This window comes from Streptomyces cyslabdanicus (assembly GCF_052663305.1).
The window spans coordinates 83,316-108,218 of record NZ_JBQRUW010000037.1 but is presented as its reverse complement, the minus strand read 5'-3'; the positions used below and the strand labels follow the sequence as shown (position 1 = coordinate 108,218).

17 protein-coding genes, 2 pseudogenes and 1 riboswitch are annotated in these 24,903 nt (G+C 72.3%); of the genes and pseudogenes, 7 read left to right on the top strand and 12 right to left on the bottom strand.

Features of this window, described 5'->3' with window-relative positions; genetic code table 11:
* Positions 1-121 precede the first annotated feature (121 nt).
* From ACTYVM_RS21855 to ACTYVM_RS21845, 3 genes and pseudogenes are all read left to right on the top strand, one after another.
* Complete coding sequence (locus tag ACTYVM_RS21855) at positions 122-772, top strand: recombinase family protein (protein ID WP_445527540.1); 651 nt, start codon at positions 122-124, stop codon at positions 770-772.
* On the top strand, positions 765-2,912 hold the full coding sequence (locus tag ACTYVM_RS21850) for a zinc ribbon domain-containing protein (protein ID WP_445527539.1): 2,148 nt from the start codon (positions 765-767) through the stop codon (positions 2,910-2,912). Before ACTYVM_RS21855 ends, ACTYVM_RS21850 begins: the two co-directional genes overlap by 8 nt.
* Positions 2,913-2,918: 6 nt before the next feature.
* Positions 2,919-3,461 (top strand): annotated as a pseudogene (locus tag ACTYVM_RS21845) (dioxygenase family protein); the annotation flags it as partial.
* Between the two features lie 211 nt (positions 3,462-3,672).
* Here ACTYVM_RS21845 and eno read toward each other — a convergent pair.
* From eno to ACTYVM_RS21825, 4 genes are all read right to left on the bottom strand, one after another.
* Entirely contained in the window at positions 3,673-4,950 is a 1,278-nt protein-coding gene (eno, locus tag ACTYVM_RS21840) for a phosphopyruvate hydratase (RefSeq protein WP_445527538.1), read from the bottom strand.
* Between the two features lie 39 nt (positions 4,951-4,989).
* A complete protein-coding gene (locus ACTYVM_RS21835; RefSeq protein ID WP_445527537.1) occupies positions 4,990-5,493 on the bottom strand; it encodes an inorganic diphosphatase in 504 nt (167 codons plus the stop codon).
* A gap of 138 nt (positions 5,494-5,631) precedes the next feature.
* On the bottom strand, positions 5,632-7,047 hold the full coding sequence (locus ACTYVM_RS21830; RefSeq protein WP_445527536.1) for an MFS transporter: 1,416 nt from the start codon (positions 7,045-7,047) through the stop codon (positions 5,632-5,634).
* Between the two features lie 35 nt (positions 7,048-7,082).
* A riboswitch (Fluoride riboswitch) is annotated at positions 7,083-7,145 on the bottom strand.
* A 161-nt stretch (positions 7,146-7,306) separates the two neighbouring features.
* Complete coding sequence (locus ACTYVM_RS21825) at positions 7,307-8,050, bottom strand: CAP domain-containing protein (protein WP_445527535.1); 744 nt, start codon at positions 8,048-8,050, stop codon at positions 7,307-7,309.
* Positions 8,051-8,433: 383 nt separating this feature from the next.
* Here ACTYVM_RS21825 and ACTYVM_RS21820 point away from each other — a divergent pair, with 383 nt between their 5' ends.
* Entirely contained in the window at positions 8,434-8,892 is a 459-nt protein-coding gene (locus tag ACTYVM_RS21820) for a MarR family winged helix-turn-helix transcriptional regulator (RefSeq protein WP_445527534.1), read from the top strand.
* 52 nt (positions 8,893-8,944) lie between these two features.
* On the top strand, positions 8,945-10,684 hold the full coding sequence (locus ACTYVM_RS21815; protein WP_445527533.1) for an MFS transporter: 1,740 nt from the start codon (positions 8,945-8,947) through the stop codon (positions 10,682-10,684).
* A gap of 134 nt (positions 10,685-10,818) precedes the next feature.
* Here the strand turns inward: ACTYVM_RS21815 and sbnA are convergent, their stop codons facing one another.
* Genes sbnA through ACTYVM_RS21790 form a run of 5 tightly spaced genes read right to left on the bottom strand, consistent with a single transcriptional unit; the run spans position 10,819 to position 19,861 of the window.
* Complete coding sequence (gene sbnA / locus ACTYVM_RS21810) at positions 10,819-11,871, bottom strand: 2,3-diaminopropionate biosynthesis protein SbnA (protein ID WP_445527532.1); 1,053 nt, start codon at positions 11,869-11,871, stop codon at positions 10,819-10,821.
* 37 nt (positions 11,872-11,908) lie between these two features.
* On the bottom strand, positions 11,909-12,988 hold the full coding sequence (gene sbnB / locus ACTYVM_RS21805; RefSeq protein ID WP_445527531.1) for a 2,3-diaminopropionate biosynthesis protein SbnB: 1,080 nt from the start codon (positions 12,986-12,988) through the stop codon (positions 11,909-11,911).
* Positions 12,985-13,989 (bottom strand): TauD/TfdA family dioxygenase, encoded by a 1,005-nt coding sequence (locus ACTYVM_RS21800; RefSeq protein ID WP_445527530.1) that lies wholly within the window; start codon positions 13,987-13,989, stop codon positions 12,985-12,987. Before ACTYVM_RS21800 ends, sbnB begins: the two co-directional genes overlap by 4 nt.
* A gap of 53 nt (positions 13,990-14,042) precedes the next feature.
* Complete coding sequence (locus ACTYVM_RS21795; protein ID WP_445527529.1) at positions 14,043-17,318, bottom strand: non-ribosomal peptide synthetase; 3,276 nt, start codon at positions 17,316-17,318, stop codon at positions 14,043-14,045.
* A gap of 14 nt (positions 17,319-17,332) precedes the next feature.
* Positions 17,333-19,861, bottom strand: a complete 2,529-nt coding sequence (locus tag ACTYVM_RS21790) for a Pls/PosA family non-ribosomal peptide synthetase (RefSeq protein ID WP_445527528.1) — start codon at positions 19,859-19,861, stop codon at positions 17,333-17,335.
* A gap of 475 nt (positions 19,862-20,336) precedes the next feature.
* Between ACTYVM_RS21790 and ACTYVM_RS21785 the strand changes: the two genes are divergently transcribed.
* Positions 20,337-21,284, top strand: coding sequence for an MIP/aquaporin family protein (locus ACTYVM_RS21785; protein ID WP_445527527.1), 948 nt, complete (start codon positions 20,337-20,339; stop codon positions 21,282-21,284).
* 43 nt (positions 21,285-21,327) lie between these two features.
* Here ACTYVM_RS21785 and ACTYVM_RS21780 read toward each other — a convergent pair whose 3' ends face one another.
* Complete coding sequence (locus ACTYVM_RS21780) at positions 21,328-22,353, bottom strand: alcohol dehydrogenase (RefSeq protein ID WP_445527526.1); 1,026 nt, start codon at positions 22,351-22,353, stop codon at positions 21,328-21,330.
* A 132-nt stretch (positions 22,354-22,485) separates the two neighbouring features.
* On the bottom strand, positions 22,486-23,292 hold the full coding sequence (locus tag ACTYVM_RS21775; RefSeq protein ID WP_445527525.1) for a thioesterase family protein: 807 nt from the start codon (positions 23,290-23,292) through the stop codon (positions 22,486-22,488).
* Positions 23,293-23,417: 125 nt separating this feature from the next.
* Between ACTYVM_RS21775 and ACTYVM_RS21770 the strand changes: the two are divergent.
* Positions 23,418-23,717 (top strand): annotated as a pseudogene (locus ACTYVM_RS21770) (GNAT family N-acetyltransferase); the annotation flags it as partial.
* An 11-nt stretch (positions 23,718-23,728) separates the two neighbouring features.
* Here ACTYVM_RS21770 and ACTYVM_RS21765 read toward each other — a convergent pair.
* Positions 23,729-24,883 (bottom strand): Gfo/Idh/MocA family protein, encoded by a 1,155-nt coding sequence (locus ACTYVM_RS21765; protein ID WP_445527524.1) that lies wholly within the window; start codon positions 24,881-24,883, stop codon positions 23,729-23,731.
* Positions 24,884-24,903: the final 20 nt, after the last annotated feature.

Below are 24,903 nucleotides of genomic sequence, written 5' to 3'. Positions count from 1 at the left end.
GGATGTTGTGTAGCAGAACGCGTGTGGATTTGTGGGTAGTTCCGCCCCGCTCCCTGCGATGGCGTGATGTTTATGCCGGTTTGGGGCGATGGGTGCGGCAGGGGCCGTAGGTTCTCTCCGCATGGAACTTCTTCGGTTGGCGGTGGCTGCGCGCCGGGTGGGTGTGCACCCTGGCACGCTGCGGCTGTGGGCGAACGAGGGCAGAGTTCCGGTGGTGTGGGTGGGGCGTGAACGGCGCTTTTCCAGCGAGGATTTGGACGTTCTGACCGGCTGCCCGGATGTGGCCGGGCGGCGTGAGGCGCGGTATGTGCGGGTTTCGGGCACCAGCGGGCAGGAGTCGTCGCCGGCCGCGCAGGAGGCCGAGCTGAGGGCATCCGCTTGGGGGGGGGTGGTGGTCGCGGTCTTCAAGGACCGCGCCTCGGGGCTGCGGGAGTCACGGCCGGGGCTTGACCGAATGTTGAAACGGGCCGCGCAGGGTGAGTTCACTCATGTGCGGGTCACTCACGGCGATCGGCTGGCCCGCTTCGGTGCGGGCTGGTTGATCCAGGTTCTGGCCCATCACCGGGTCTGTGTCGAGGTGTTGCATGCCAAGGGAGCGGCCGGGGGGATGGAGGAGCTGCTGGACGATTTCATGTCGCTGGTGGCCACCTTCGCCGGTCGCATGTACGGGATGCGCTCACGCGAGACGCGTCGGCGGCTTCTGGCCGAAGCCGAGTGTCGCATGGAGCATCCTGTCCCCGGAGCCGGAGTTGGGGGTGAGCGTCGTGGCTAGGTTGATGGCGACGGCGACATGTACCGCTTTCCGCGGCATCCTGGAGGACAATGGCGAGCGGGTCGGGCAGCGGGTCTTGCTGGAACGGGTGGGTTTTCTGGCGCAGTTGAGTCGAGAGCTCGCCGGTGCTCTGGTGGCCGCCCGGTGGGACGAGGGCTCCCTGGACCTGCTGGCCGCCGGGGTGGACGAGCGGGGCGAAGACCTCCCGTCCAAGGGCTGGATGGCGATGCGCCGGCTGAACTGGCCGCAGACTGTCACGGCCCCGGCCGGGGTGTACGTCCCGGACCGGGTGCGCCGGGGTGCTGAGGAGTACGCGGCGCGCACCCTGCGCCTGGCCCTGCACCGGCGCCGTATCGTGGCCGCCGTCCTGGCCGCCTGGCCGGCCGATCCCAGTCGGCGCACCGATGCGGAATGGGCGGCGCTCCGGACGGCGCTGCCTGCCGGAGTGAGTGGCGCGGAGATCCGCAACCGCACCCGCCAGGTGCGTGCGTACGCAGCCGAGCACGGGAAGTTGCCCGCCGGGTTGTGCGCACTGGAGGGCCCGCCGCGGGTGGCCCTCCAGGTGCTCCTTGCCGCGATGGACCGCCAGCAGGTCACCCTGGCCCGGGTGGATGCGGCCACCGCCCGGCTGCGGGTCAAGCTCCCCCTGCGCGCCGCCCCCGCCACGGGCCGTGACTGGGCCTGGCACGTGATCGACATCCGGCTGCCCGGTACCATCGCGCCGGATGCGGTGCTGCACACCCCGACCCTGCGCCCCACCCCGGCCGGGAGGGTCGCCGTCGACCTGCCGCACTCCCGGCCCGCCCCGGCCACCAGGGCGAGCGGGCATCGGGTGGCGCTCGGTTTCGACTGGGGCGTCAACACCCTGCTCACCGGCGTCCTGGGCCGCCTGACCGGACGCGGCCCCATCCGCCGGGTGGTCACCGACGGGCGCCCCCTGGTCTTCGACGCCACGGTGATCAGCGCCGCCCTGCACCGGCTGCGCGGCGTCCGCGAGTACCTCGCTGCCAAGCGCGATCACTACCAGGCGCTGGCGGACGGGCTCGGCTCCCCACACCTGGCCTGGGGTGAACACCGCGACCGGGCGCGGGCGCTGGAGGTCGAGCACGGGCGGGTGTGTGCCCGGATCCGGCAACTGAATGCCGCGCTGGCCCGGGCGGCCGCCCGCTGGGCCGTCGACCAGGCGGTAGCGCTCGGCGCGAGCGTCATCTACCTCGAAGACCTCGCCACCCTCGAAGCACAGGGACATCGCAAGGGCAACGCCCGGCTGTCCGGGCAGGTGCGTGGCACCGTGGCCGAGGCGATGCGGCACCTGGCCGCGAAGGCGGGGATCGCGGTGGTCACCGTCCCGGCCCGGGGCACCTCCAAGCTGTGCCCCGGCTGTCTGGGCGAGCTCACTCACCACCCGGCCCCCGACCGGCTGCACGAGCGAGGCTGGAAGTGGGCGCACTGTGCGGGGTGCGGGCTGTCCACGGACCGGGATCACGCCGCCGCCCGCCGTATCGTCTCCCGCGGCCTGCTCGCCCAGGCCCACACCACCACGGAACGCGCCACCGGTGCCCGCACCATCCGCACCACGGTGGAGGGCACGGTGGCTTCGGTCCGCCGCCCGAAGAAGACCACACGCCACCTGCGCCGACTGCGCCGCGCGGAGACGGCCCCGCCCCGGCCACGCGGGCCGAAAGACACCAAGGGCAAGGGGTGCCCAACCCCGGGCAGGCCGAGCGGCACCCGGCACCGAGATACCCGGCGCGCCACCGCAGACCCAACCCCCGGCTCAGAGACTTCCCGCCGTATGCCCGATGCGCGCATGGTCCCCGCCACCACCCCCGCCCCGGGGGTAGTCCAGCGTCCGGCGGGGCATGACACCACGACACCCGCCGTATCCCGGCCAGTGCCAGGTCATGGAGGACCCGCACCCCACCGGATCGAAGAAGACCTTCTTCCATCCGGCCGGATGCGACTCTCACGCAGAACCTGTCGACGACGCACCCGCGCCGCCGAGCGGACCGGCTTCCACCACCTGCACACCACCGAGGTCCACCCCCTCAACCCGAGGTTCGGACCACCGGACGGCGACCGCAGACGGCCACGCCGCGCCCGAAAAGCCTGGAAACCACAGGCACACACAGAGTTCTAGAGACGCTCCCCGAGGATTGCGATCGGCGGCGACATGGCGTTCGGCGCGACGGGGGAGCCGTGCTGGGTGGAGGGCACGGTCACCGGACCCGACGGCGCTCCGCTGGCCGGCGCCCGTGTCGAGGTGTGGGAGGCCGACGAGGACGGCCTCTACGACGTGCAGTACGACGACGGCCGCACCGCCGCCCGGGCCCACCTCTTCACCGACCGGCAGGGCCGCTACAGCTTCTGGGGCATCACCCCCACGCCGTACCCGATCCCGCACGACGGGCCGGTCGGCAGGATGCTCCAGGCCGTCGGCCGCTCGCCGTACCGCGCCTCGCACCTGCACTTCACGGTCACGGCGGACGGCCACCGGCGGCTCGTCACGCACATCTTCGTGCGCGGCGACGAACTGCTCCCATGCGACAGCGTCTTCGGCGTCAAGGAGTCGCTGGTCAAGGACTTCGAACAGCAGGCCCCCGGCACCGCCACCCCGGACGGCCGCCCGATCGAGGGCACCTGGTCGAAGGTGCGCTTCGACATCGTCCTGGCACCCACCGGCGCCTGACCGGCAGCCGAGCGACGGTCACCGCCCTCGGATGGGCGCTCGGCGTCGGCCGGATCGGCGCCATCATCGGCCCCACCTACGGCGGTTACGTCCTCACCCGGGTCGACAACGGCTCGCTCTTGGGCAACTGGGTCTTCTACGCGTTCGCCATCCCGGCGGGATCTCGGGCTGAGCGGGGTGCCCGGACCTGCCCACCGGCGGTCCACCCGGGTCAGCGGGCGGCGAGGCCGAACGGCAGTGCGGGGTGGGAGTCGGCGATCTCGATCAGCCGGTTGTACTTGGCGACGCGTTCGCCGCGCGCCGGGGCCCCGGACTTGATCTGCCCGCAGCCGCTGCCGACGGCGAGGTCGGCGACGAAGGCGTCGTCGGTCTCGCCGGAGCGGTGGGAGACCATCTGCGCGTAGCCGGCGTCGCGGCAGACCCGCAGGGCGTCGAGGGTCTCCGTGACGGTGCCGATCTGGTTGACCTTGATGAGGGCGGAGTTGGCGACGTTCCCGCCGACGGCCCGGGTGATGACGGCGGGATCGGTGACGAAGATGTCGTCGCCCATCACCTGCACGCGGTCGCCGAGGCGTGCGGTCAGGCGGACCCAGCCGTCCCAGTCGTCCTCGGCCAGCCCGTCCTCCAGGGACCACACCGGGAAGCGGTCGGTGATCTCCTCGTAGCGGTCGATGAGCCGGTCGCCGGTCAGCGCGTCGCCCGCCACGTGGTAGAGGCCGTCGGCCGCGTCGCGGAACGCGCTGGCCGCGGGGTCCAGGGCGAGGGCCATGCCGTCGCGGCCCGGTGTGCGACCGGTGTCCGTGATGGCGTCGACGAGGAGCTGCAGGACGTCCTCGGGACGGTCGAGGGCGGGGGCGAAGCCGCCCTCGTCGCCCAGGCCGGTGGCGTGCCCACCGGCGGACAGGCGGGCCTTGAGCCGCGCGTAGACCTCGGCGCCCGCGCGGACGGCCTCGGGCAGGTCGGGTGCGCCGAGCGGGGCGAGCATGAACTCCTGGAAGTCGAGTCCGTCGGCGGCGTGTGCGCCGCCGTTGACGACGTTGAAATGCGGCACCGGCAGGCGTGGGGCGGTGCCCGCGACCCGGGCGAGGTGCTGCCACACCTCCTGCCCGGCGAGGGCGGCCTCGGCGCGCCAGGCGGCCAGGGAGACACCGACGACGGCGTTGGCTCCCAGCCGGGACTTGGTGCCGGTGCCGTCCAGTTCGATCAGCGCCCGGTCGACGTCGGTGGCCGAGGCGAAGCCGCGGCCGGTCAGGGCCTGGGCGATCTCCCCGTTGACGTGTCCGACGGCCCCCAGCACTCCCTGCCCGCCGTATCGGGACCGGTCGCCGTCGCGCAGTTCGACGGCCTCCCGGGTGCCGGTGGACGCACCCGCGGGGACACCGGCCCGGACGCGGGTCCCGTCGGCCGTGGTGAGGGTGACGGCGAGCGTGGGGCGGGCTCGGGAGTCGAGGATCTCGACGGCATGCAGCCGGGTGATGCGCACGGTCATGGCCTTCCTCCTCCCCTCGGACCGACCCCCGAGCGCCCCTCAGCCGTGGACGGGCCTGCGCTCAGCGGTGGCGGCGCGGGCACGGGAGGCGTCGATCTCCGCGTAGGCCTGCTCGCGGCCCTCCCAGTGCGAGCCCTCGACGGACTTGCCGGGTTCCAGGTCCTTGTACACCTCGAAGAAGTGGGTGATCTCCAGCCGGTCGAACACGGGGATGTCGTCGATGTCCTGCACGTGCGCGTACCGCGGATCGTGGGCGGGGACGCAGAGGACCTTCTCGTCGGGGCCGTGTTCGTCCCTCATGGCGAACATGCCGACCGCCCGGCACTCGATGGTGCAGCCCGGAAACGTCGGCTCGCCGGTCAGCACGAGCGCGTCCAGCGGGTCGCCGTCACGGCCGAGCGTGCCGTCGATGTAGCCGTAGTCCGCCGGGTACTGGGTGGAGGTGAACAGCAGCCGGTCCAGCCGGATGCGGTGCAGTTCGTGGTCCATCTCGTACTTGTTCCGGGATCCCTGGGGGATCTCCACGATCACGTCGAACTCCATGGTGTCCTCCTGACGGCGTAAGCCGTCTCGCCGGCCGTACCTGCCGGGCGGGTAGAGGCGGCGGAGCCACGGACGGGGAGCGCGGGTCGGTCGGCGCGGGCGTCGTTCCTCCTGGTCGCATCCTTGGACCAGGGACCGTCAGCGGCGTCGTGCCGCGGTTGCGGTGAGCCCCGTCACCGGCGCGCTGGGCGCGCTCGTCAGGTGCCCGGCGGACCGCCGTGGCCGCGTCCAGCCTACGCCGAACGGGCCTCGTCGACACCGTGACGAGGTCCGCGACCCGGCGTCGCGCCGGGCACGCCCGCGGCCGGTCGCCGGTGCAGCTCCCGGCCGGCCCGCCCCACCGCCGTTCGTCGGCCGCCGCACGGCCAGCAGCATGGGGACGGCGGCCAGTTGCAGCACGACCGAGAAGGCCACCAGATCGGTCACCGAACGGTCGTAGAGGGCGCCCAGGGCGAGACTGCCGGCGAACCAGCACAGTCCGAAGCCGGTGTCGAACAGGCCGAAGGCAAAGGCCCGCCGGTCCGGGCCGACCATGCCGGTGACGGCGGCCCTGACCACGGACTCCTGAACGGCCGCCCCAAGTCCCCACAGCACCACACCGATCACCGCGGGTACCGCGCCGCCGAGGAAGACCAGCGGCGGGAAGCACGCCGTCAGCAGGGTCGCCCCCACCACCGTGCGTACGCCCCACCGGTCGAACGCGGGGCCGAGCACCAGGGCGGCCACCGACTCGGCGGCCATGGCGCCCGCGTAGAGCACGGGAATCCAGGGGGTGGCGACGACATGGGCCCGGCCGAAGTGGTAGGCGATGAGCGGGTAGTCGGCGTAGGCGGCGGCGATCAGTCCCATGCCCGCCAGGTAGATCCAGAAGGCCCTCGGGGTGCCCCGGCGGCCGGGCACGCTTTCGGCGGTGTCCAGGCCCGCCGGATCGGGGTACCGCCGCCACGCGCCGGCCAGGACGAGGAGCGTGAGGACGGCCGGAACGGCGAGCACGGCGAAACCGAGGCGGCAACCGCCGTGCAGGGCCAGGACCCCGGCCATGACGAGGGGACCGGCCGTCGCGCCGGCGGCGTCGAGGGCCTCCCGTACGCCGTAGACCCGGCCGCGGCCCAGCTCGGCGGTGGCGTGCGCGAGCATCGCGTCGCGGGCCGGGGTGCGCATCGCGCGGCCGCTGCGCTCGGCGACGATCAGCAGGGCGGCCACCAGCCAGTGGCCGGCCGCCGCCAGCAGCGGCACGGCCAGCATCTGCACCGTGTAGCCGACCGCCGCGATCGGCCAGTACCCGCCCGTGCGGTCCGCGGCCCAGCCGAACACGAAACGCAGTGCGTAGCCGAGGAGTTCACCGGCTCCCGCGACCAGGGCGATGCTGAGGCCGCCGGCGCCGAGCGAGCCGAGGAAGGGGCCGGTGACACCGCGAGCGCCCTCGTGGGTCATGTCCGAGAACATGCTCACCACGCCGATGAGCAGCACGAAGCGCAGAGCAGCGCTCCGGTCCGTGGCGGTGCGCCCGGTACGTGGTGCCGGTGTTCGCTCGCGGCGGTGGGGCAGGGCCATGGTCGCCTCCGCAGCCGGGCCGCCGGGCGGCGGCCGTGCTCGCAGAGGCCATCGGCACGGACGTGCGGTCAAGGGCGAGCCTCATCGCCCGTCACCGTCCATGGTGCCCCCGTGCGGGACGTACCCGCCAGCCCGCTGACGGGCGGCCGCCCGCGGCGGGGACCGGGTGCCCACGTCCGGCGCGGTCCGGCCCGAACAATGCCGGTCCGCGCCGAACGACGTGGCCGCCGAAGGGCGGAATCCTCTGTCCCGCCACGGGTCAGCGGGCGGCTCCGAAGTCCTGGGTCCAGTAGTTGCCGGGCTGGGCGAGACCGACGCCGATCTCCTTGAACGAGCAGTTGAGGATGTTCGCCTTGTGGCCGGCGCTGGACATCCAGCCCGCCATGACCTGCTCCGGAGTGGCATAGCCGTAGGCGACGTTCTCGCCGTAGCTCTGCCAGGTGTAGCCGGCCTGCGTGATCCGGTCGCCCGGGTTGGACCCGTCGGACCCGGTGTGCGACATGTTCTGCTGAGCCGCCATGTCGTCGCTGTGTGCCTGGGCGGCCTTGGCCAGCTTGTCGTTCACGGTCAGGGCCGAGCAACCGACCTTGGCGCGCTCGGAGTTGACCAGTTCCACGATGCGGTCCGTGGCCCCGGACGACGTGCTGGCGTCCTCGGACGCGCTCGGTTGGGCGGGCGCCCCGGCGTCCGGCGCGCTCGGCTGGGCGGGTGCTCCGGCGTCCGGTGCGCTCGGTTCGGCGGGAGCGGACGGCTCGGCCGGGGGCGCCGGGGAAGCGGGGCTGATCGGGGAGAAGGGGTGGCCGTGCCAGGCCCAGCCGGGTCCACCCGGCTGGGATCCACCGGACCCGCCCGGCTGGTTCCCGGCGCCGAAGGAGGGGCTGCCTCCGGGGGCGGCGGGACTGCCGGTGCAGGCCAGTGCGGTGGAAGGGACGGCGACGGCGCCCACGGCGACGGCGGCGACGACTATGCGCCGGTAGTGCTGCTTCTTGCGGTGCGTGCCCATGCGTGACCTCGCTCGGGGTGGGGGTCGTCATTCTTGGGACGGCTCCGCAAAGGGCGCAAAGGGTCCTCGGTACTACCTCACCTCGTAGTTTCGCGAAGTCCTTGCGAAAGCGAATGTGAACGTGCTGTTCCCGCCTCCTCCCGGTATCAGCACTCCTGACGCCCGGTCAGGAGTGCTGAAAGGCACGGAACGAGCGCCGACGGCGGGGGAGTGAAGCGTCGGCGCGCCACTGCGGCGCGCCGCCTGCACGAAGGCGGACATATCCCATATGTCACTTGAGGGGCGGCTACTATGCCGGACGCTTAGTTGCGAGTTGGGGCGTGACGGATGTCACGGAACCGTGGAATCTTGTTTCGCCCTACAGCTAAGTGCATAATGCACTTATGCATAAGCGGGTTATGGACCCAGTGGACCCCGAGGCGTCGCCCGAGGACCTGATGATCGCCGTCGAGCAGATGGTCCGCTACGTGCGACGCAGCGCGACCGCCGGCGGACTGAGTACCGCCGCCTCCTCGGCACTGTCCCGGCTGGGCCGCGAGGGTCCGTACCGGCTGACCGAGCTGGCGCGGGCGGAAAGCGTGTCCCAGCCCAACATGACCCAGCTCGTGACCCGGCTGGAGCGTGCGGGCCTGGTGCGGCGCACCGCGGACCACAGCGACGGGCGGGGCGTGCTGGTCGAGGTCACCGACGCGGGGCTGGAGCTCTTCCGCCGGCGCCGCGCCGAACGCGCCCGGGCACTTCAGCAGCTCGTCGAGGAGCTGCCCGAGGTCGAACAGCGCGCGGTGCGTGTCGCGCTGCCGGCCCTGGCCCGCGTCATCGAGGACCGCCAGGCGCGCTCCTGACCCGCCCACGCCACCGCCGACCACCTCAGCCCATCTCACAGGAGAGGCGCACATGAGTGCACCGCACGCAAAGCCCGCCGGCCACGGAAAGGCCGCCAGTCCTTTCAAACAACCCAAGGCCGTCTGGGCGGTCGCGTTCGCCTGCGTCATCTCGTTCATGGGCATCGGCCTGGTCGACCCGATCCTGCCCGCCCTGGCCAAGAACCTGCACGCCACGCCCAGCCAGGTCTCCCTGCTGTTCAGCAGCTACCTGATCGTCACCGCGGTCGCGATGCTGATCGTCGGCTGGTTCTCCAGCCGCTTCGGGGCCAAGCGCACCCTCGTCACCGGCCTGGCCGTCATCGTCGTCTTCTCCGCCCTGGCCGGCACATCGGGCTCCATCGACGGCATCGTCGGCTTCCGCGCCGGCTGGGGACTGGGCAACGCCCTGTTCATCGCCACCTCGCTGGCCGTCATCGTCGCCTCCGCCAGTGGCGGCTTCGGCGGCGCGATCATCCTCTACGAGACCGCGCTCGGCCTCGGCATCGCCGTGGGCCCGCTGCTCGGCGGCGAACTGGGCTCCATCAGCTGGCGCGGCCCCTTCTTCGGCGTCGCCGTCCTCATGGCCATCGCGCTCGTGGCCACCCTGGCCTTCGTCCCGAACCTGCCGAAGCCCGCACGCCGCACCTCGCCGCTGGCCCCCCTCAAGGCGCTGCGCCACCGCGGCCTGCTGACCATGGGCATCATGGCCCTGCTCTACAACTGGGGCTTCTTCACCATGCTCGGCTACGCGCCGTACCCGATGGAGCTGGACGCCCACCAGCTCGGGCTGGTCTTCACCGGCTGGGGCCTGCTCGTGGCCGCCTTCAGCGTCTTCTTCGCCCCGCGCCTCCAGGCTCGCTACGGCACCGCCCCCGTGCTCTACGCCAACCTGGTCGGCCTGAGCATCGTGATGGCCGTCATAGCCGCCGGCGTCGCCACCCCGACCGTGGTCATCGTGGCGGTCGTCGTCAGCGGCGCGTTCATCGGCATCAACAACACCCTGACCACCCAGGCCGTCATGCTCGTCTCCCCGGTCGAGCGGCCCGTCGCCTCCTCGGCGTACGGCTTCCTGCGCTTCATCGGCGGCGGCCTGGCCCCCTACGTCGCCGGCAAGCTCGCCGACGCCACCGACCTCAGCGTCCCGTTCTACCTCGGCGCCGCGACCTTCCTCCTCGCCATTCCGGTGCTGGCCTGCGGCCACCGGCTGCTGCGACAGGCCGAGACGAACACCGCCGAAGGGGAACCCGTCACGCCGACGTTCACGCCCGTCGGCACCGTGCCGTCCACCGCCACGCCGCCCGTGGTCGTCGCCGTCGGCGCCCACGAAGGGGCCGCCGTGATCGTCGACGCCGCGGCACGGCTCGCCCGGGACACCGGCAGCCCCCTGGAGGTCGTGCACGTCCAGCAGACCGCCGTCGTCGAGGAACAGGCGGCCGACGCCGAGGACTTCGCGCAGGCGCGTGCCACCGTCACCGGCCACCTCGACCGCCTCGCCGCCCAGGGCGTCGTCGCGCGGGGCCAGATCCTCGGCAGCGTCGGCGACCACGCGGCGGCCGGCCGCGCCCTGGCCCGGCACGCCGCCGAGGTGGGCGCGCGTGCCGTGGCGGTGGGCCGTTCGCCGCGCGGCGCGCTCGCCCAGTTCGCCGACGGCAGTTTCACCGCGGCCCTGACCCATGCCGCCACCTGCACGGTGGTCCTGGTCGACGCCGGCAGCGAGCCCCGGCCGCTGACCGCGGCCACGTTGTCCGAACTGCGCGGCGCGGCGAGCTGACCGGCGCCGGGCTTCAGGAGGGGACCGCGGGCCGGCCGTGCGCCGCGCGGTCCCGTCCGCGCGGCGGGATGCTCGAAGAGCTTGGGGGAGCGGTGCCAGGGCCCGTGAGCCCGGCGTGATCCGAACGAGAGGCCCTACGGGTCGCGGGGCCCGCGCTGCCGGCGGGAGCGCGGGTCGACGGCCAGGGAGCCGGCGGGGACCTCCTCGGTGTCGGACTCCTCCTGGCCGTGCAGGTCGCCGAGGACCGCGTCGCCGTACAGGTCCTCCAGCCAGGAGGACTGGTAGATCGTGTCGAGGTAGCGCTCTCCGAGGTCCGGGGCGATGGCCACGGCGGTCAGTTCGCGTGTGTCGTTGCGCGACAGCCACTCCATCGCGCCGCTGACCACCGTCCCGGTGGAACCGCCGAACAGGAAGCCGCGCCGGGCCAGCCGGTGGCAGGCACGAATGGTGTCCGCCTCCTCGACCCGGACCACCTCGTCGACGAAGGACTCGTCGAGCAGCGGCGGGCGGATGCTCATGCCCAGTCCGGGGATCATCCGCCGGCCCGGCTTGCCGCCGAAGGCCACCGAGCCGACGGTGTCCACCGCGACGATCCGCACCGGCCGGTGCCAGTCGCGGAAGAAGCGGGCGCAGCCCATCAGTGTGCCGGTGGTGCCCGAGCCGACGAACAGCACGTCGAGACGGGGGAACTGACGCGCGATCTCCGGCGCGGTCTTGCGGTAGTGGGCCCCCCAGTTGTTCGGGTTGGTGTACTGGCTCAGCCAGACGTACTGGTCGTCGGAGGCACACAGCGCGCGGACGTAGTCGAGCCGTGCGCCGAGGAACCCTCCGTTGGCGTCCTGGTCGGCGATGACGTGCACCTCGCTGCCCAGCGCCTCCATCAGCAGCCGGGCCGACAGGTTGCAGCGCGAGTCCGTCACGCACAGGAACCGGTAGCCCTTGCTGGCGGCGATCATGCTGAGCGCCACACCGAGGTTTCCCGACGAGGACTCGATGAGGATCGAGCGGGGCGTCAGGAGGCCGTCCCGTTCCGCGGCCTCCACCATCTCTGTCGCGGCCTTCATCTTGATCGAGCCGGCGAAGTTGAAACCCTCGCACTTCAGGTAGAGCGAGCGCCCGAAGATCGACCGGAGATCAACATAGAGTTGGCCTTCGTTGAAGGCGTGGGGGGCTGAGATGACGGGCACGCTGGCCTCCTGATGCCTGGGCCGAGGGAAGGAACTTTCAGCCGTACCGGTGCAGCTCATGGAAGAAGTCGTCGATGACGTGCAGGTTTCCGGCGCGGGCCACCTCCTCGTAGACGTACTTGCCGACGGCGAGGTCGAGGACCCCCAGGCCGAACGGCGAGAAGATCACCGGCCGGTCGGTGGGCGGGTCCACCCGCCCGGTCATGACGTCGTCGAGGGTCCCGTGCAGGAAGTCCCGGCCGCCGGTGAGCTGCTCGGTCAGGTGCGGCGAGGTGCCGGCCTTGAGGCAGTGCTCGACGTCGTCGACGAAGTTGGCCGCCGAGAGCAGCACCTGGGGGGCGAGATCGCGCAACGACACGTGCAGGACGACCGGATGGTGGGTGAACCAGGACGGGTCGGTGACGTGCGGCTCGCCGGCGATCGTCGCGAAGACCACCAGGTCGCTGGAGCGGATCAGGTCCTCGGGGCTCTCGTGGACGGTGATCTCCGGGGTGTGACCGGCCGCGCCGGTCCGGCGCAGGTAGCCGCAGAACCCGGCGGCGCTGTCGGCGGACACGTCGTACACGCCGACGCTGCCGAAGCCGAATCCGGTGCCGGCCAGGAAGGCGTGGATGTAACGCGCGATCAGGCCGGTGCCGAAGAAGCCGACCCGGGTGGGGCGGGGCCGGTTGCGGGTGAGCCAGTCGGCGGCCAGCGCCGCGGACGCGGCGGTCCTGGTGGCGCTGATGATGGAGCTCTCCAGGCAGGCGAAGGGGTAGCCGGTGTCGTGGTCGTTGAGGACCAGGACCGCCGAGGCCCGGGGCAGACCGGAACCGACGTTGGCCGGGAAGCTGGAGATCCACTTCAGTCCGTCCACGCCCACCGGCCCGCCGACGGAGGCCGGCAGCGCGATGATCCGCGCCGTGGGACGGTCGGGGAAGCGCAGGAAGTACGAGGGCGGGTTCACCGTGCTGCCGGAGCCGTGCAGCCGGTAGGTCGCCTCGACCAGTTCCGTGAGCTCCTTCTCGCGCCCCTCGAGCGCTTGCCGCACCTGGGCGCCGGAGATCACGGCGAAGGTCGGCACCGGGGCCGATCGGGAGGCGGTCGGATCGGTGGCGGGGGAGGTGACGGAGGTCATCGCCGGCTTCCCTTCGGAGTCGGGCCGTACTCGGCCAGGCGCTGGGGCTCGGCCATGGCGACCAGCACCTGCCGGTCACCGCTGAAGGCCTCCCTGCTGTGCGCGGTGCGGATGTTGTCGACCAGCATCAGGTCGCCGGACTGCCAGGGCTCGCGCAGGGTCTGCGCCTCGTAGGTCTCGTTGAGCAGCTGGACGACGTCCTCGCCGATCGGTGCCCCGTCGCCGAAGCGGGTGTTGAACGGGAGCCCGTCCGGGCCGTACTCGTCCACCAGGTACTCGCGCACCTCCGGGGCCAGCGTCCACTCGTTGAGGAAGGCGATCTGGTTGAACCAGCAGCGCCGGCCGGTGACCGGGTGCCGGACCACGGCGCAGCGCCGCTGCCGGGTGCGCAGGCCGCCGTCGGGCTGCCAGGCGAAGTCGATGGCGTGGGCGCGGCAGTAGTTCTCGACGGTCTCGCGGTCTTCGGTCCCGAACGACTCCGCCAGGGACGCCCCGATCTCGTCGTTGTAGCTGCGGGTGAGCAGCCAGCCCTCGCGCTCGAAGCGCTCGGTCAGCTCAGCGGGCAGCGCGCCGAGCACGGCCTCCGCGTCGGCCACCGCGGTCGCCCCGCCCTCGGCCGGCGCGGTCGGGCACGCGAAGAGCATCAACCCGGGCACCTTCAGCGCATAACTCAGCTCGTGGTGCATGCACATGGGCTGGTTGGCGGGCCAGGCGGTCGAGGAGTACAGGCCGGCTCCGTAGGACTCGCGGGGGGCGAAGGCCTCCCGTTCCGGCATCAGGGGGCCGGCCAGGACCGTGAAGACGGAGGAGATCTGCTCCGGCTCCCGCAGTTTCAGGCCGCGCACGAGCAGCGCTCCGTGCTCCGCGACCCGTGCCCGCAGTGCCTCGCGGTGCTCGGCCGCCCATCCGGTCGCGTCCGCAGGGGGCTCGACGCTCAGGACGGGCGGTCTACCCGGTCGCAGCTCCACCTCCAGTACCGAAGCCGGGGACGAGAACGACATCTCGGTTTCCTTTCGTTCGTCACCAACGAGGCCAGGGCGGACCTCAGCGGTGTTCAGGAGGGGGCCAGCAGTTCGGCGGCGTCCAGAACGGCCGCCGCCGCGGCGGCCGGACGGGTGCGGGGGAAGTAGTGGCCGCCGTCGGTGAGTTCACGCAGCTCCACCTGCTCGGCCAGGAACTCCCAGTCCCGCCAGTGGTCCCGGAAACCCGCGGTGCTCGGGTCGTCGGCGGCGACGACCACGGTGACCGGAGCGGCCACTCTCACCGCCGCGGTGCCGTCCAGGGCCTCGGCGAAGCAGCGGTGCGCCGACACGCAGTCGTGCCGGTAGGCGGCCCCGACGCGCTGTGCGTGCTCCGCGTTCAGCTCGCCGAGCTCCAGGTAGCCGCCGTCCGCACCGAGCCGGGCGGCGATCTCGGCGTCGCTGCGCATCGTCAACTCGGCGATGGCGGCGCGTCGTTCGGCGGCCGTGCCGAGCAGTTGCGCGCCGAGGAACACCCGTGTCACCTCCACCCCGAGCCCGGCGAGCCTGCGGGCGGTCAGCAGGGCGGGCGCGGTGCCGGAGGAGTGGCCCCACAGCATGACCCGCCGCGGACCGCGCCCGGCGATCTCGGCGGCGACCCGCTCCACCACCTGCTCCAGCGCGGCGAACGGCTCCTCGCCCGCGGCCAGGTCGTGGCCGGGCAGGTCCACCGCGTGGACGGCCACACCGCTGGTGGCCAGGGCGCTCGCCAGTGGCTGGAAGTTGACCGCGTTGCCGCCCGCGTGGGGGAAGCACACCAGCACGTACGCCGCGGAGGCCTCTGTCCCGGCCTCCGACAGCGGCTGGAGCAACTCCGTCCGCCGCCGGGCACAACCGTCGAGGCACGCGGCGAGTTCGGCGAGCACCGGGTGCCGGGTGATGTCCTTGAGGGACACCTCGCGGTTCAGCGCGATGGTGAGCTTCACGGCCGACAGGGAGGTGCCGCCGAGGTCGAAGAAGTGGTCCCGCCGGCCGATCGCCTGCGGGGGCACCCCCAGCAGTTCCGCCCAGGCATCCGCCAGCCGCTGCTCGGCCGGGGTGCGTGGGGCGTCGTCGGGCTTCCCTGAACCGGCCTGCTCCGGCGCCGGCGCGCTCCGTTCGGCCAGCGCGGTCAGCGCCTTGCGGTCGATCTTCCCGTTGCCGGTCAGCGGCAGCCCGTCCTGCCAGTGGAAGGCCGAGGGGACCATGTACGCGGGGAGCGCGGCACCGAGCGCCTCGCGCAACTCCTCCGGCTCGAGCCGCCGTCCGGTGTGGAAGGCGATCAGGTGCGTGCTGCCGCCCGCGAGTTCGGCGACGACCACCGCGCCGTCCCGGACCCCCGGAACGCGCAGCAGGGTGTTCTCGATCTCCCCGATCTCGATGCGGAACCCGCGGATCTTGACCTGGCTGTCCCGGCGGCCGAGGAACTCCAGCTTCCCGCCGGGATGCCAGCGCCCCCAGTCGCCCGCCAGGTACAGCCGCTCGCCCGGCCGGTGCGGGTCCTCGCGGTAGGCCTCGCGGGTCCGCTCGGGATCGTTGACGTATCCGCGTCCCACGCACACGCCGGAGAACGCGATCAGCCCGGGGGCGCCGAGCGGCACCGGCGAGAGGTTCTCGTCGACGACGTGGACGCGCACGTTGTTGACCGGCCGTCCCAGCAGGACCCGGTCCGGGACCGCGTCCATGACCTCGTGGTTGGTGTCGTCCGACGTCTCGGTCAGGCCGTAGGCGTTGACCAGCCTGATGCCCGGCTGGAGGGCGAACCAGCGCTGGACGAGCTCCCGCTTCAGCGCCTCGCCCGTCACCGACACGCAGACGAGGTCGGGCAGTTCGCGGGGATGCCGCTCCAGGTACGAGGCCACCACCTCCAGATAGGAGGGCACGACCTGCGCCACGGCGACCCGGCCCCGCACGAGCGTGTCGACGAACCGCTCCACGTCCACGACGGCGTCCTGCTCGACCAGCAGGGTCCGCCCGCCCACCAGCAGCGCGGCCAGCAACTGCCACAGCGAGATGTCGAAGCACTGCGGAGCCGTCTGCGCCACCACCCGCCCGGGTCCGATCCCCAGATCGTCGATCTTGGCGTACAGGTGGTTGAGCATGCCCGCGTGCTCGCACATCGCACCCTTGGGCTCGCCGGTGGAGCCGGAGGTGAAGTAGATGTACGCCAACTGGCCGGGGGCGACCTCCACTCCGAGGTCGTCGTCCGCGTGCCGCTCCGCGTACGCCGTTTCGATCAGCACCTTCTCGGTTCCCGGCGGCAGCGCGGCCAGCGCGGCGTCCAGGGTGGCGGTGCTGCCCGGTTCGGTCAGCACCAGCCGGCAGCCGGCCCGCGCGAGCGTCGCCTCGATGCGCCCGGCCGGGAAGTGCGGCTCGATCGGCAGGTAGGCGCCGCCGGCCTTGAACACCGCCAGCACCGCCGCCAGCCAGTCGAGCGTGCGCTCGGTGACCACGGCCACCACGTCCTCACGGCTCAGCCCGCGCGCCAGCAGCGCCCGGGCCAGCCGGTTGGCCCGCGCGTTCAGTTCCCCGTACGTCCACGAGCGGTCGCCGTGCACCGCCGCCACCGCCTCGGGGTGGGCGCGTACGCGCTCCTCGAACAGCTCGTGCGCCCGTGCGGCCGGCAGTTCCCGGTGGGGCCCGGCCAGGCCCTCCAACTGGTCGCGTTTCTCCTCCGGTGACACCAGGCTCTGCCGCGAGTGCTCGGCGTCCACGTCGGCGGTCATGAGCCGCAGCGCGGTCAGGTGGTAGCCGCAGACCCGGGCCGCGGCCCCGGCGTCCAGCGCGTCCGTGCGGTACCGCAGCCGTGCCGTCGGCAGCCCGTCCCGCTCGCCGAAGGCCACCCGCAGCACCGCCTCGGCGGGCAGGGTGCCGCCCCCGGTGTCCGCCGGGTCGAAGACGGTCTCGAACGACGGTCCCGGGAGCCCGAGTTCCCGGCGCAGCTCGTCGACGGGGAAGTCCCGGTGTGCGAGCAGGTCCGCCGCGGCACGGTGGGCGTCGAGCACCAGCCGGCGCCAGGACGCCGGCGCGACGGCCAGCCGGCAGGGCAGCGGTACGGCGCCGCGGCCCGTGACCCAGCCCGTCACCACGTCCGGCTCACCGGACAGCGCGGCCAGCACCTTGGCGTGCGCGGCCAGCAGCACCGCGCTGGACGGCACTCCCAGCTCCGCCGCCAGGGTGCGCACCGCCCGCGCCGTGGCGGCCGGCACGGTCTGCTCGTGCTCGGCCTCGCCGGCCACCGGCTCGCATGTCCACCGCGGAACGGCGGTGAAGCCGCCGGCGGTCAGCACCTCGCCCCAGAAGTCCCTGTCCGCTGCTACGAGCGCTCCCATGGAATGGCCCTTCCTCACTTCGCCGTCGGCGCGGCGGGGTTTCCGCCCCACTCCGCCTTCGCGGGGACTTCCTCGCCTTTCATGAGGAAGGAATCGGGCGCCAGTACGGCCCCGTCGCCGAGCGTCACGCCGTAGTGCACGTGCGCGCCGACCCCGAGCGTGCAGCCGGAGCCGAGCGTGATGCGGTCCGACTTGAAGGTGCCGTCCTCCTGCGAGTGGCACTGGATCTTGCTGCCCGCGTTCAGCGTGCAGTCGTCCCCGATGACGGCGAGCGTCCGCTCCGTGATGTAGCAGCCGTCGTCGTAGACCCTGCGACCGATGCGGACGCCCATCAGGCGCCAGACCAGGCTCTTGAACGGCGTCCCGTTGAACAGCTCGAGCCACTTGTCCGGCACCTTCCACAGCCGCTCGTGCCACCAGAAGTACGGGTCGTAGATGGAGCACAGGCGGGGGCTCAGGGGCCGGAAGGAGGTGATGACCCGCTCCACCAGGATGAAGTAGCCGGCCGTTACGGCGAGGGTGAGGGCCAGGTAGCCGGCGATCACCACGTGGCCCAGCGTGCCGTACAGGTCGACGCAGGCCAGGCCGAGCCCGGTGAGCACGGCGGCCAGCACCCAGCGCAGCAGCAGGAACAGCGCCATGGAGCGGAGGTTGTAGCGGTTCTTCGCGGCGAGGCTGCGGCGCAGGGAGTCGCCCGTCCTGAGGTGGTCGAAGCGGGTGTCCCGCTCCACCGAACGGGGGATCTCGAAGCACGGTGAACCGAGCAGCCCGACCCCTTCGCGCAGCTCGCCGTCGAGGGGGATCATCACCTTCGTCGCGAGCAGGCAGTTGTCGCCCGTCCTGGCCCCCGCCGGGAAGGCGATGTTGTTGCCGAGGAAGTTGTGCGCGCCGATCGACGTCCGGCTCACCTTGAAGGACGTGCTGGAGTACTCGGCGTTGAGCAGGGAGAGCCCGTCGGCCACCATCGTCCCGCTGCCGACGGACACCAGGAACGGTGTCTCGTGCTGCACCTCGGTGCCGAAGTTCGAGCCGGTCTGTTCCACCCGGGACAGGTCGTATCCGAGTCGGCGCAGGTAGAAGACGATGTAGGAGCTGTCCCCGAAGAGCCAGGGGAAGAACTTGAGGTTGGTCAGGCCCGCCACCGCCCGGTGCATCGCGTAGTGGAAGCCGTAGAGCGGGTAGACCCGGTCGGGCTTGACGGCCAGGCTCAGTAGCCGCGGCACCGTGAACAGCAGGGCCGGACCCACCACGACCCCGCCGAAGAACACCACGGCGGACACGGCCAGGGTGTCGGTGAGGAACTCGGGAACCGTGGACAGGGTCGTGCCCGCGTCCAGCCGGCCCTGCAGGGCCGGCACCGCCGCGAACACGATGTAGACACCGCCGACGGTGAGCGGCAGGTACAGCAGGAACAGCTGGAGCAGGGAGGTCACCCCGAAGACGGCCCGCCGCAGCGTGCCGCAGCGGGTCGGTTCGACCCTGATGTGCTCGACCGGCGTGGGCTGTGCCGGGGAGCCGTGCCGGTGCTCTCCGGCCGGCACGTGCTGGCCCTGGTACAGGGCGGAGGCGTGGCCGAGCTGGGAGCCGTCGCCCATCGAGGTGTCGATGTCGATCACGGACTTCTCGCCGACGAAGACGTCCCGGCCGATGTCGACCCGGCCGGTCTGGATGTGCCCGGCGTGCGCGCGGTAGCACTGGAAGAACGTGTCCTTGCGGATCACCGTGTCCGCGCCGATGGTGAGCAGGTCGGTGCAGACCGGCACGGAGTGGGAGAGGATCGTGACGTTCTTGCCGATCCGCGCGCCCAGGGCCCGCAGATACATGACGTACAGCGGATTACCGGTGAAGAGAATCATCGGATTCGCGTGCAGGAGCACCTTGACGATCCAGAAGCGGAGATAGGCCGCACTCCACACCGGGAACTCGCCGGGCTTCCAGCGGCCGACGAGAATCCACTTCGCCGCGACCGGGAAGAGGCAGACGAGGATGAAACCGCCGGTCCCGAACGCCAGCGACCGGAGATAGATGTCGACGAAGCCCGATGCCGAGCCGATCCACTCGTAGGCCCGGGCGGTGGTCACTCCGACGACGAGGGAATACCCGAGGAAAATGAGCAGTTGGGCCGTTCCGCACAGCACGTAGCGCACAGTGCTCGGTGCCGTCCGGGCCGGCGCCGGCGTGGTGTCCGCGGGCGTCGTCGGGGCCGCCGGTACGGGGGTGTCCGCGGGCGGTGGCGTGTTGACCGCGAGGGCTTCGGCCAGGCCGCGGAGCGTGGGGTTGCGGTAGATGTCCTTCATGGACACCGTCGGCAGATCCGGCCTTTTCCGGACCCGTGCGCAGAACTGTGCCATGACCAGGGAGTTGGCGCCCAGGTCGTCGAAGAAGTGGCTGTCGGGCGGGACGTGCTCGGCGTGGACGACGCCCGCCAGGATTCCCGCGAGCTCCCGCTCGGTCTCCGTGGCCGCCGGGATGGTGCCTGCATGCCCCGCGATCACGGGTTCGTCAGGACCGGGCATCAAGATGTCGGCAGACTTCTCCACCATGCGAGCTCCCTGAAGAAAAGGTCGAAAACCATCGGCCGGCGGTGCCCGGTCTCCAGGGACCGTGCGTTTTCGCCTGATCACGAAACCATGGACAGTCTTGTTCGCTCCCTGCGGCGGTGCCACTCGGATGCGGTGATGTTGAGGCGGGCGGAGTGTTCCGTGCGCCTTTGTACTTCGGCTCTTCGCGCCGCGGGGACAAGTAATCTCACCCATATGGGGGTTCACTCTTCAGGGGGACCCGGCACGTTCGCGGGCAGGTCGGCGCGGTGGTCGGCGGGTCGCGGAATCCCCCGTCCGGCGCGCCGAGTGCCGGGGACGGCGGGGCCGTTGTCCCGGGCCGGGCCGAGTGGCCCGGGCCAGTACCGGCGCGCAGACTGGGCAGTGAGGTGTCACCGCCCGGGGCCGGGCGGTGACGCGTGGCCACCCTGTGCGGGTCTGTGGGCCGTTCGCCGGACCGTTCGTCGAAGGGGCCGATATGGCCGTGGAAATCCCGCCCCTGCTGAGACCCTCACGGCTCAGGCGCCGTGGCGGGCTCTGGGGCGAATGCATGGCGGAGTTCCTCGGGACGCTGGTGCTCATCGCCTTCGGATGCGGCTCGGTGGCCATGGCGGTCGCGGCGCTGCCCGGCTCGGGACGCACCGCCGGCCCCACGACGTTCTTCGTCAGCTCCGGCGACTGGCTGCTGGTCGGCTGGGGCTGGGCCTTCGCGGTGGCCTTCGGCGTCTACGTTGCCGGAGGTGTCAGCGGGGCGCACCTCAACCCGGCGGTGACGCTGGCGTTCGCGGTGCGTCGCAGGTTCCCCTGGGCGAAGGTGATTCCGTACTGGATCTCGCAGGTGGTGGGCGCCTTCGTCGGCGCGGCGCTGGTGTACGCCGTCTATCACGACGCGATCAACACCTTCGACCAGGCGATGAAGGCCCCGAAGACGCACGGGCACACCGTCGCCTCGTTCTCCATCTTCGCCACGTTCCCGGCGCCCTACTTCCACGGCGGTTCCTGGGGTCCGCTCGTGGACCAGATCGTCGGCACCGCGTTCCTGGTCATGCTGATCGTGGCGGTCATCGACCTGCGCAACACCGCCGTGATGGCCAACCTGGGCCCGCTGGTCATCGGCTTCGTGGTGGCCGCCGTCGGCTTCTCCTACGGAGCGAACGCCGGGTACGCCATCAACCCGGCCCGTGACTTCGGACCGCGTCTTCTCACGTACTTCGCCGGGTGGGGAGACCTGGCCCTACCCGGCAGCCAGGCCGGGTCGTTCAGCCACTACTGGTGGATCCCGATCGTCGGGCCGCTCGTGGGCGGGGTCGTCGGTGTCCTCGTGTACGACCTGTTCATCGGCGACGTCCTGCACATCCGGGGTCAGCAGGACGAACTCCCGGAGCCCGGAACCACCCGCCTGACCGAGAGCGAGGACGACAGCTAGGCCCTCTCGTCCGGACGTTCCGTCAGGTTGGTGGGCCGGTCGGTCATCCGGTCGTGAGCACCATGCGGAACCGGGCCGCACCGGCGAGCATCTTCCGGTATGCCTCACCGGCCTGGTCCAGCGGCACGACCTCGGTCATCGGACGGATCCCGTGCAGGGCGCTGAACGCCATGGTGTCCTCCACGTCCCGCGCGGTGCCCGACGGGTGGCCGCGGACGATCCGGCCGCCCGTGATCAGCTGGAGCGGGCTGATCCCCAGCGGCTCGGGTGCCGCACCGATGACCACCAGCTCACCGCGGGGCGACAGTCCGTCGACGGTCGCCGCGGTGGCCTCGGAACTGCCGGCCGTGGCCAGTACGGTCCTGGCGCCGCCCAGCGACTGCAACGCGTCGGCGACGGGCGTGTCCGTCGTGCTGTCGACGTAGTGGTGCGCGCCGAGCTGCTTGGCGAAGTCGGCCTTGTCGGCCCCGCGTGCGATCGCCACCGTCTCGAAACCCATGGCCACCGCGTACTGCACCCCGAGGTGTCCCAGGCCGCCGATGCCGAGCACGGCCACCAGATCACCCGGCTGCGCGGAGCTGCGCCGCAGTCCGTTGAACGTGGTCACGCCCGCGCACGCCATGGGTCCGGCGTCGGTCGCCGCCACCGCGTCGGGGATCCGGGCCAGGGCGTCGACCGGCGCGATCACCCGGTCGGCGAAGCCGCCGTCGTAGGACCAGCCGGGGACCTTCAGATTCGGGCACACGACGAAGTCGCCCCGCCGGCACGGGGTGCAGTGGTGGCAGCTCCCGCCGAACCAGCCCACCGCCACCCGGTCGCCCACCCGCCAGTCCTGGTCCCGCGTCCCCTCGCCGAGCTGCTCGATCCGCCCGGCGATCTCGTGCCCGGGAACCACCGGGAACGTGATGCCGGGCAGCGCCGCGTCCACGAAGAAGCTGTCGCTGTGGCAGACTCCGCACGCCTCCACGGCGATCGCCACCTGGCCGGGGCCCGGCTCCGTCGCCTCGCGCTCGGCGATCTCGAACGGACCTCCCGCGGCGGTCGCCTGCGCGACTGTGTAGGTACTCATCTGTCTCTCCCGGAAGCGGGTACGACGGCCCCCGCAACCAGGACATCAGTTCCGCGTCGATCGCGCGCGCCGTACGCGACGGACCGGGCCGCGACGGGCGGCCGGCCCGCGACGGCGTGGGGCCCGGCGCGGTCAGCCGCCGGGCATGGGGCGCACGGTCAGGATCTGCTGGGCGTGACCGACCGGGCCGTGCAGGTCGTGCAGGACCGTGCTGGTCAGGCCCACGCCGGTCGGGCCGAAGGCGACGGTGGTGTCCAGACCGGTCCAGCGGCCCTCCGGGCGGCGGTGCAGGTGCACGGTCAGGTCGACGTTGGGGAACATCCACTCGGTGGGCGACTGGCGTGCGGCGATGCCGTTCGCCGTGTCGACGAGGGAGAGGTACGAGGCGAGCGGGCCGCTGGGCTCGCCGGCGACCAGGGTGAGCGGGGTGGAGACCCAGGCGGTGGTGCGGCCGGGGCTCGGCGGGGCGAGCGGGCGGATGTCCAGGGACGCGATGAAACCGCCCGGCCAGAGCTCGTCCATCGCCCAGGACGAGAGCCCCTCGGGCGGGGCGAGCCGGTCGCCGGCGCCCCCGGCGACGGCCGCGGTGTCCTGGGCCGACAGCAGCCAGACGCGGGCCCGGACCACCGGACGGCCGGCGATGCGCACGACGGCTTCCAGGAGTTCGATGGTGCGGCCGGGGCGGAGGGTTTCCACCTCGATCTCGCACTCGTCCAGGGCCGGGCGGCCCAGGATGTCGTAGCTGATCCGGGCCGGTATCAGCGCGCTGCCCCCACACGCGGCCAGATGGTCCTCGACCGCGTGGACGACCAGTCCGCCCAGTGGGCTGAAGTGCTGCTCGCGCACGTCCCACGCGCCGCCGGCGTGCGCGGTGGGCTTGAAACGGCGCTCGTCGATGCGCTCGTAGTAGCTGTCGGGAACCGGGGCGCCGGTGTTCAACGGGGGCTTCTCCTCAGGCTGTTCACAGGAAGCCGAACAGGCACGGGTTCGCGCGCCGGATCGGCCGGGCAGGCCCCATCATGACCCAGTCCGTACATGGCACCTACACCCACCTGCGCTCAGGAGGCCCCGTGCTCTTGCGTGACGTCACCCCCGACGATGTGATCGGCTGGATGGTGCTGCCCCGGTACCAGGGCCGCGGCCTCGGCGGGCGCGCGGCCCGCGCGCTGCTGGAACGGGCGCGGGACGAGGACCGCTGGGGAGTGGTGCACGCCTTCCCGGCCACCACCAACGCGGCCTCGAACGGCATCTGCCGCTCGCTCGGCTTCCGGTTCGTGGGCGAGCGCGAGACGGCGTTCGCCGGCCGGGTGCTGCGCACCGACCACTGGGCGATCACGCCGCGCACGGACCTGACGCCGCGATGAGGCGGCGCGGGTCAGCCGAGCGTCACCCACGCGCGCCGCTCGGCGGAGCGTGCCATCGCGTCCAGGACCACCGCGGCGGCCACGGCGTCGTCGAGGGTGGCGCCGTGGGCCGCGCCCTCCGCGACCGAGCGCAGGAAGTGGTACGCCTCGATGACCTTGAGGTCGTCGTAGCCCATGGCGTTGGCCGCACCCGGCTGGAAGGCCTCGTACTCGCCGTGGCCGGGCCCCACGTAGACGGTGCTGACGGGCTGGTCCTGGTATCCGGTGCCGCGGCTGACGCCGAGTTCGCCCATGCGCCGGAAGTCCCACCGAAGCGCGCCCCGGGTGCCGTGGATCTCGAAGCCGTAGGCGTTCTGCTCGCCCACCGAGACCCGGCACGCCTCCAGGACGCCGCGCGCGCCGGAGGCGAACCGCAGCAGGCAGCTGACGTAGTCGTCGTTCTCGACCGGCCCGAGCTCGCCACCCGCCGCCCGGGTGTGACCGGCGGTGGCGCCGGTGGGCCGGGCCCGTTCGGGCACGAACACGGCGGTGTCGGCGGCCAGCGAATCGATCTCGCCGAGCAGATGACGGGCCAGGTCGACCCCGTGCGAGGCCAGGTCGCCCAGTACCCCGCTGCCGCCGCGTTCCCGTTCGTAGCGCCAGGTCAGGGCACCTTCAGGATGGGCCGCGTAGTCGCTGAACAGCCGGATGCGCACATGGGTGACCCGGCCGATCTCGCCGGCCGCGATCAGCTCGCGGGCGGCGGCGACGGCGGGGGCGTTGCGGTAGTTGAAGCCGACCGTGCCCCGCACACCGGCTTCGGCGGCGGCCTCGGCGACCGCGCGGGCGTCGTCGGCGCTCAGGCCCACCGGTTTCTCGATCCAGATGTGCTTGCCCGCCGCGGCCATGGCCAGACCGATCTCGCGGTGCAGGAAGTTCGGGGCGGTGACGCTGACCGCCCGCACCCGGGGGTCGGCGGCGACCTCCCGCCAGTCGCGGGTGGCGGAGTCGAAGCCGTACCGCTCGGCCGCCTCCTCGGCCCGGCCGGGGACCTCGTCGGCGACGGCGACCAGACGCGGACGTACCGCGAGCCGGGGGAAGTGGTGGGCCACACGGGAGTACGCCTGCGTGTGCACCCGTCCCATCCAGCCGAATCCGACGACGGCGACGCCGAGCGTAGGCACCATGACACCCCTCGTTTGGACCG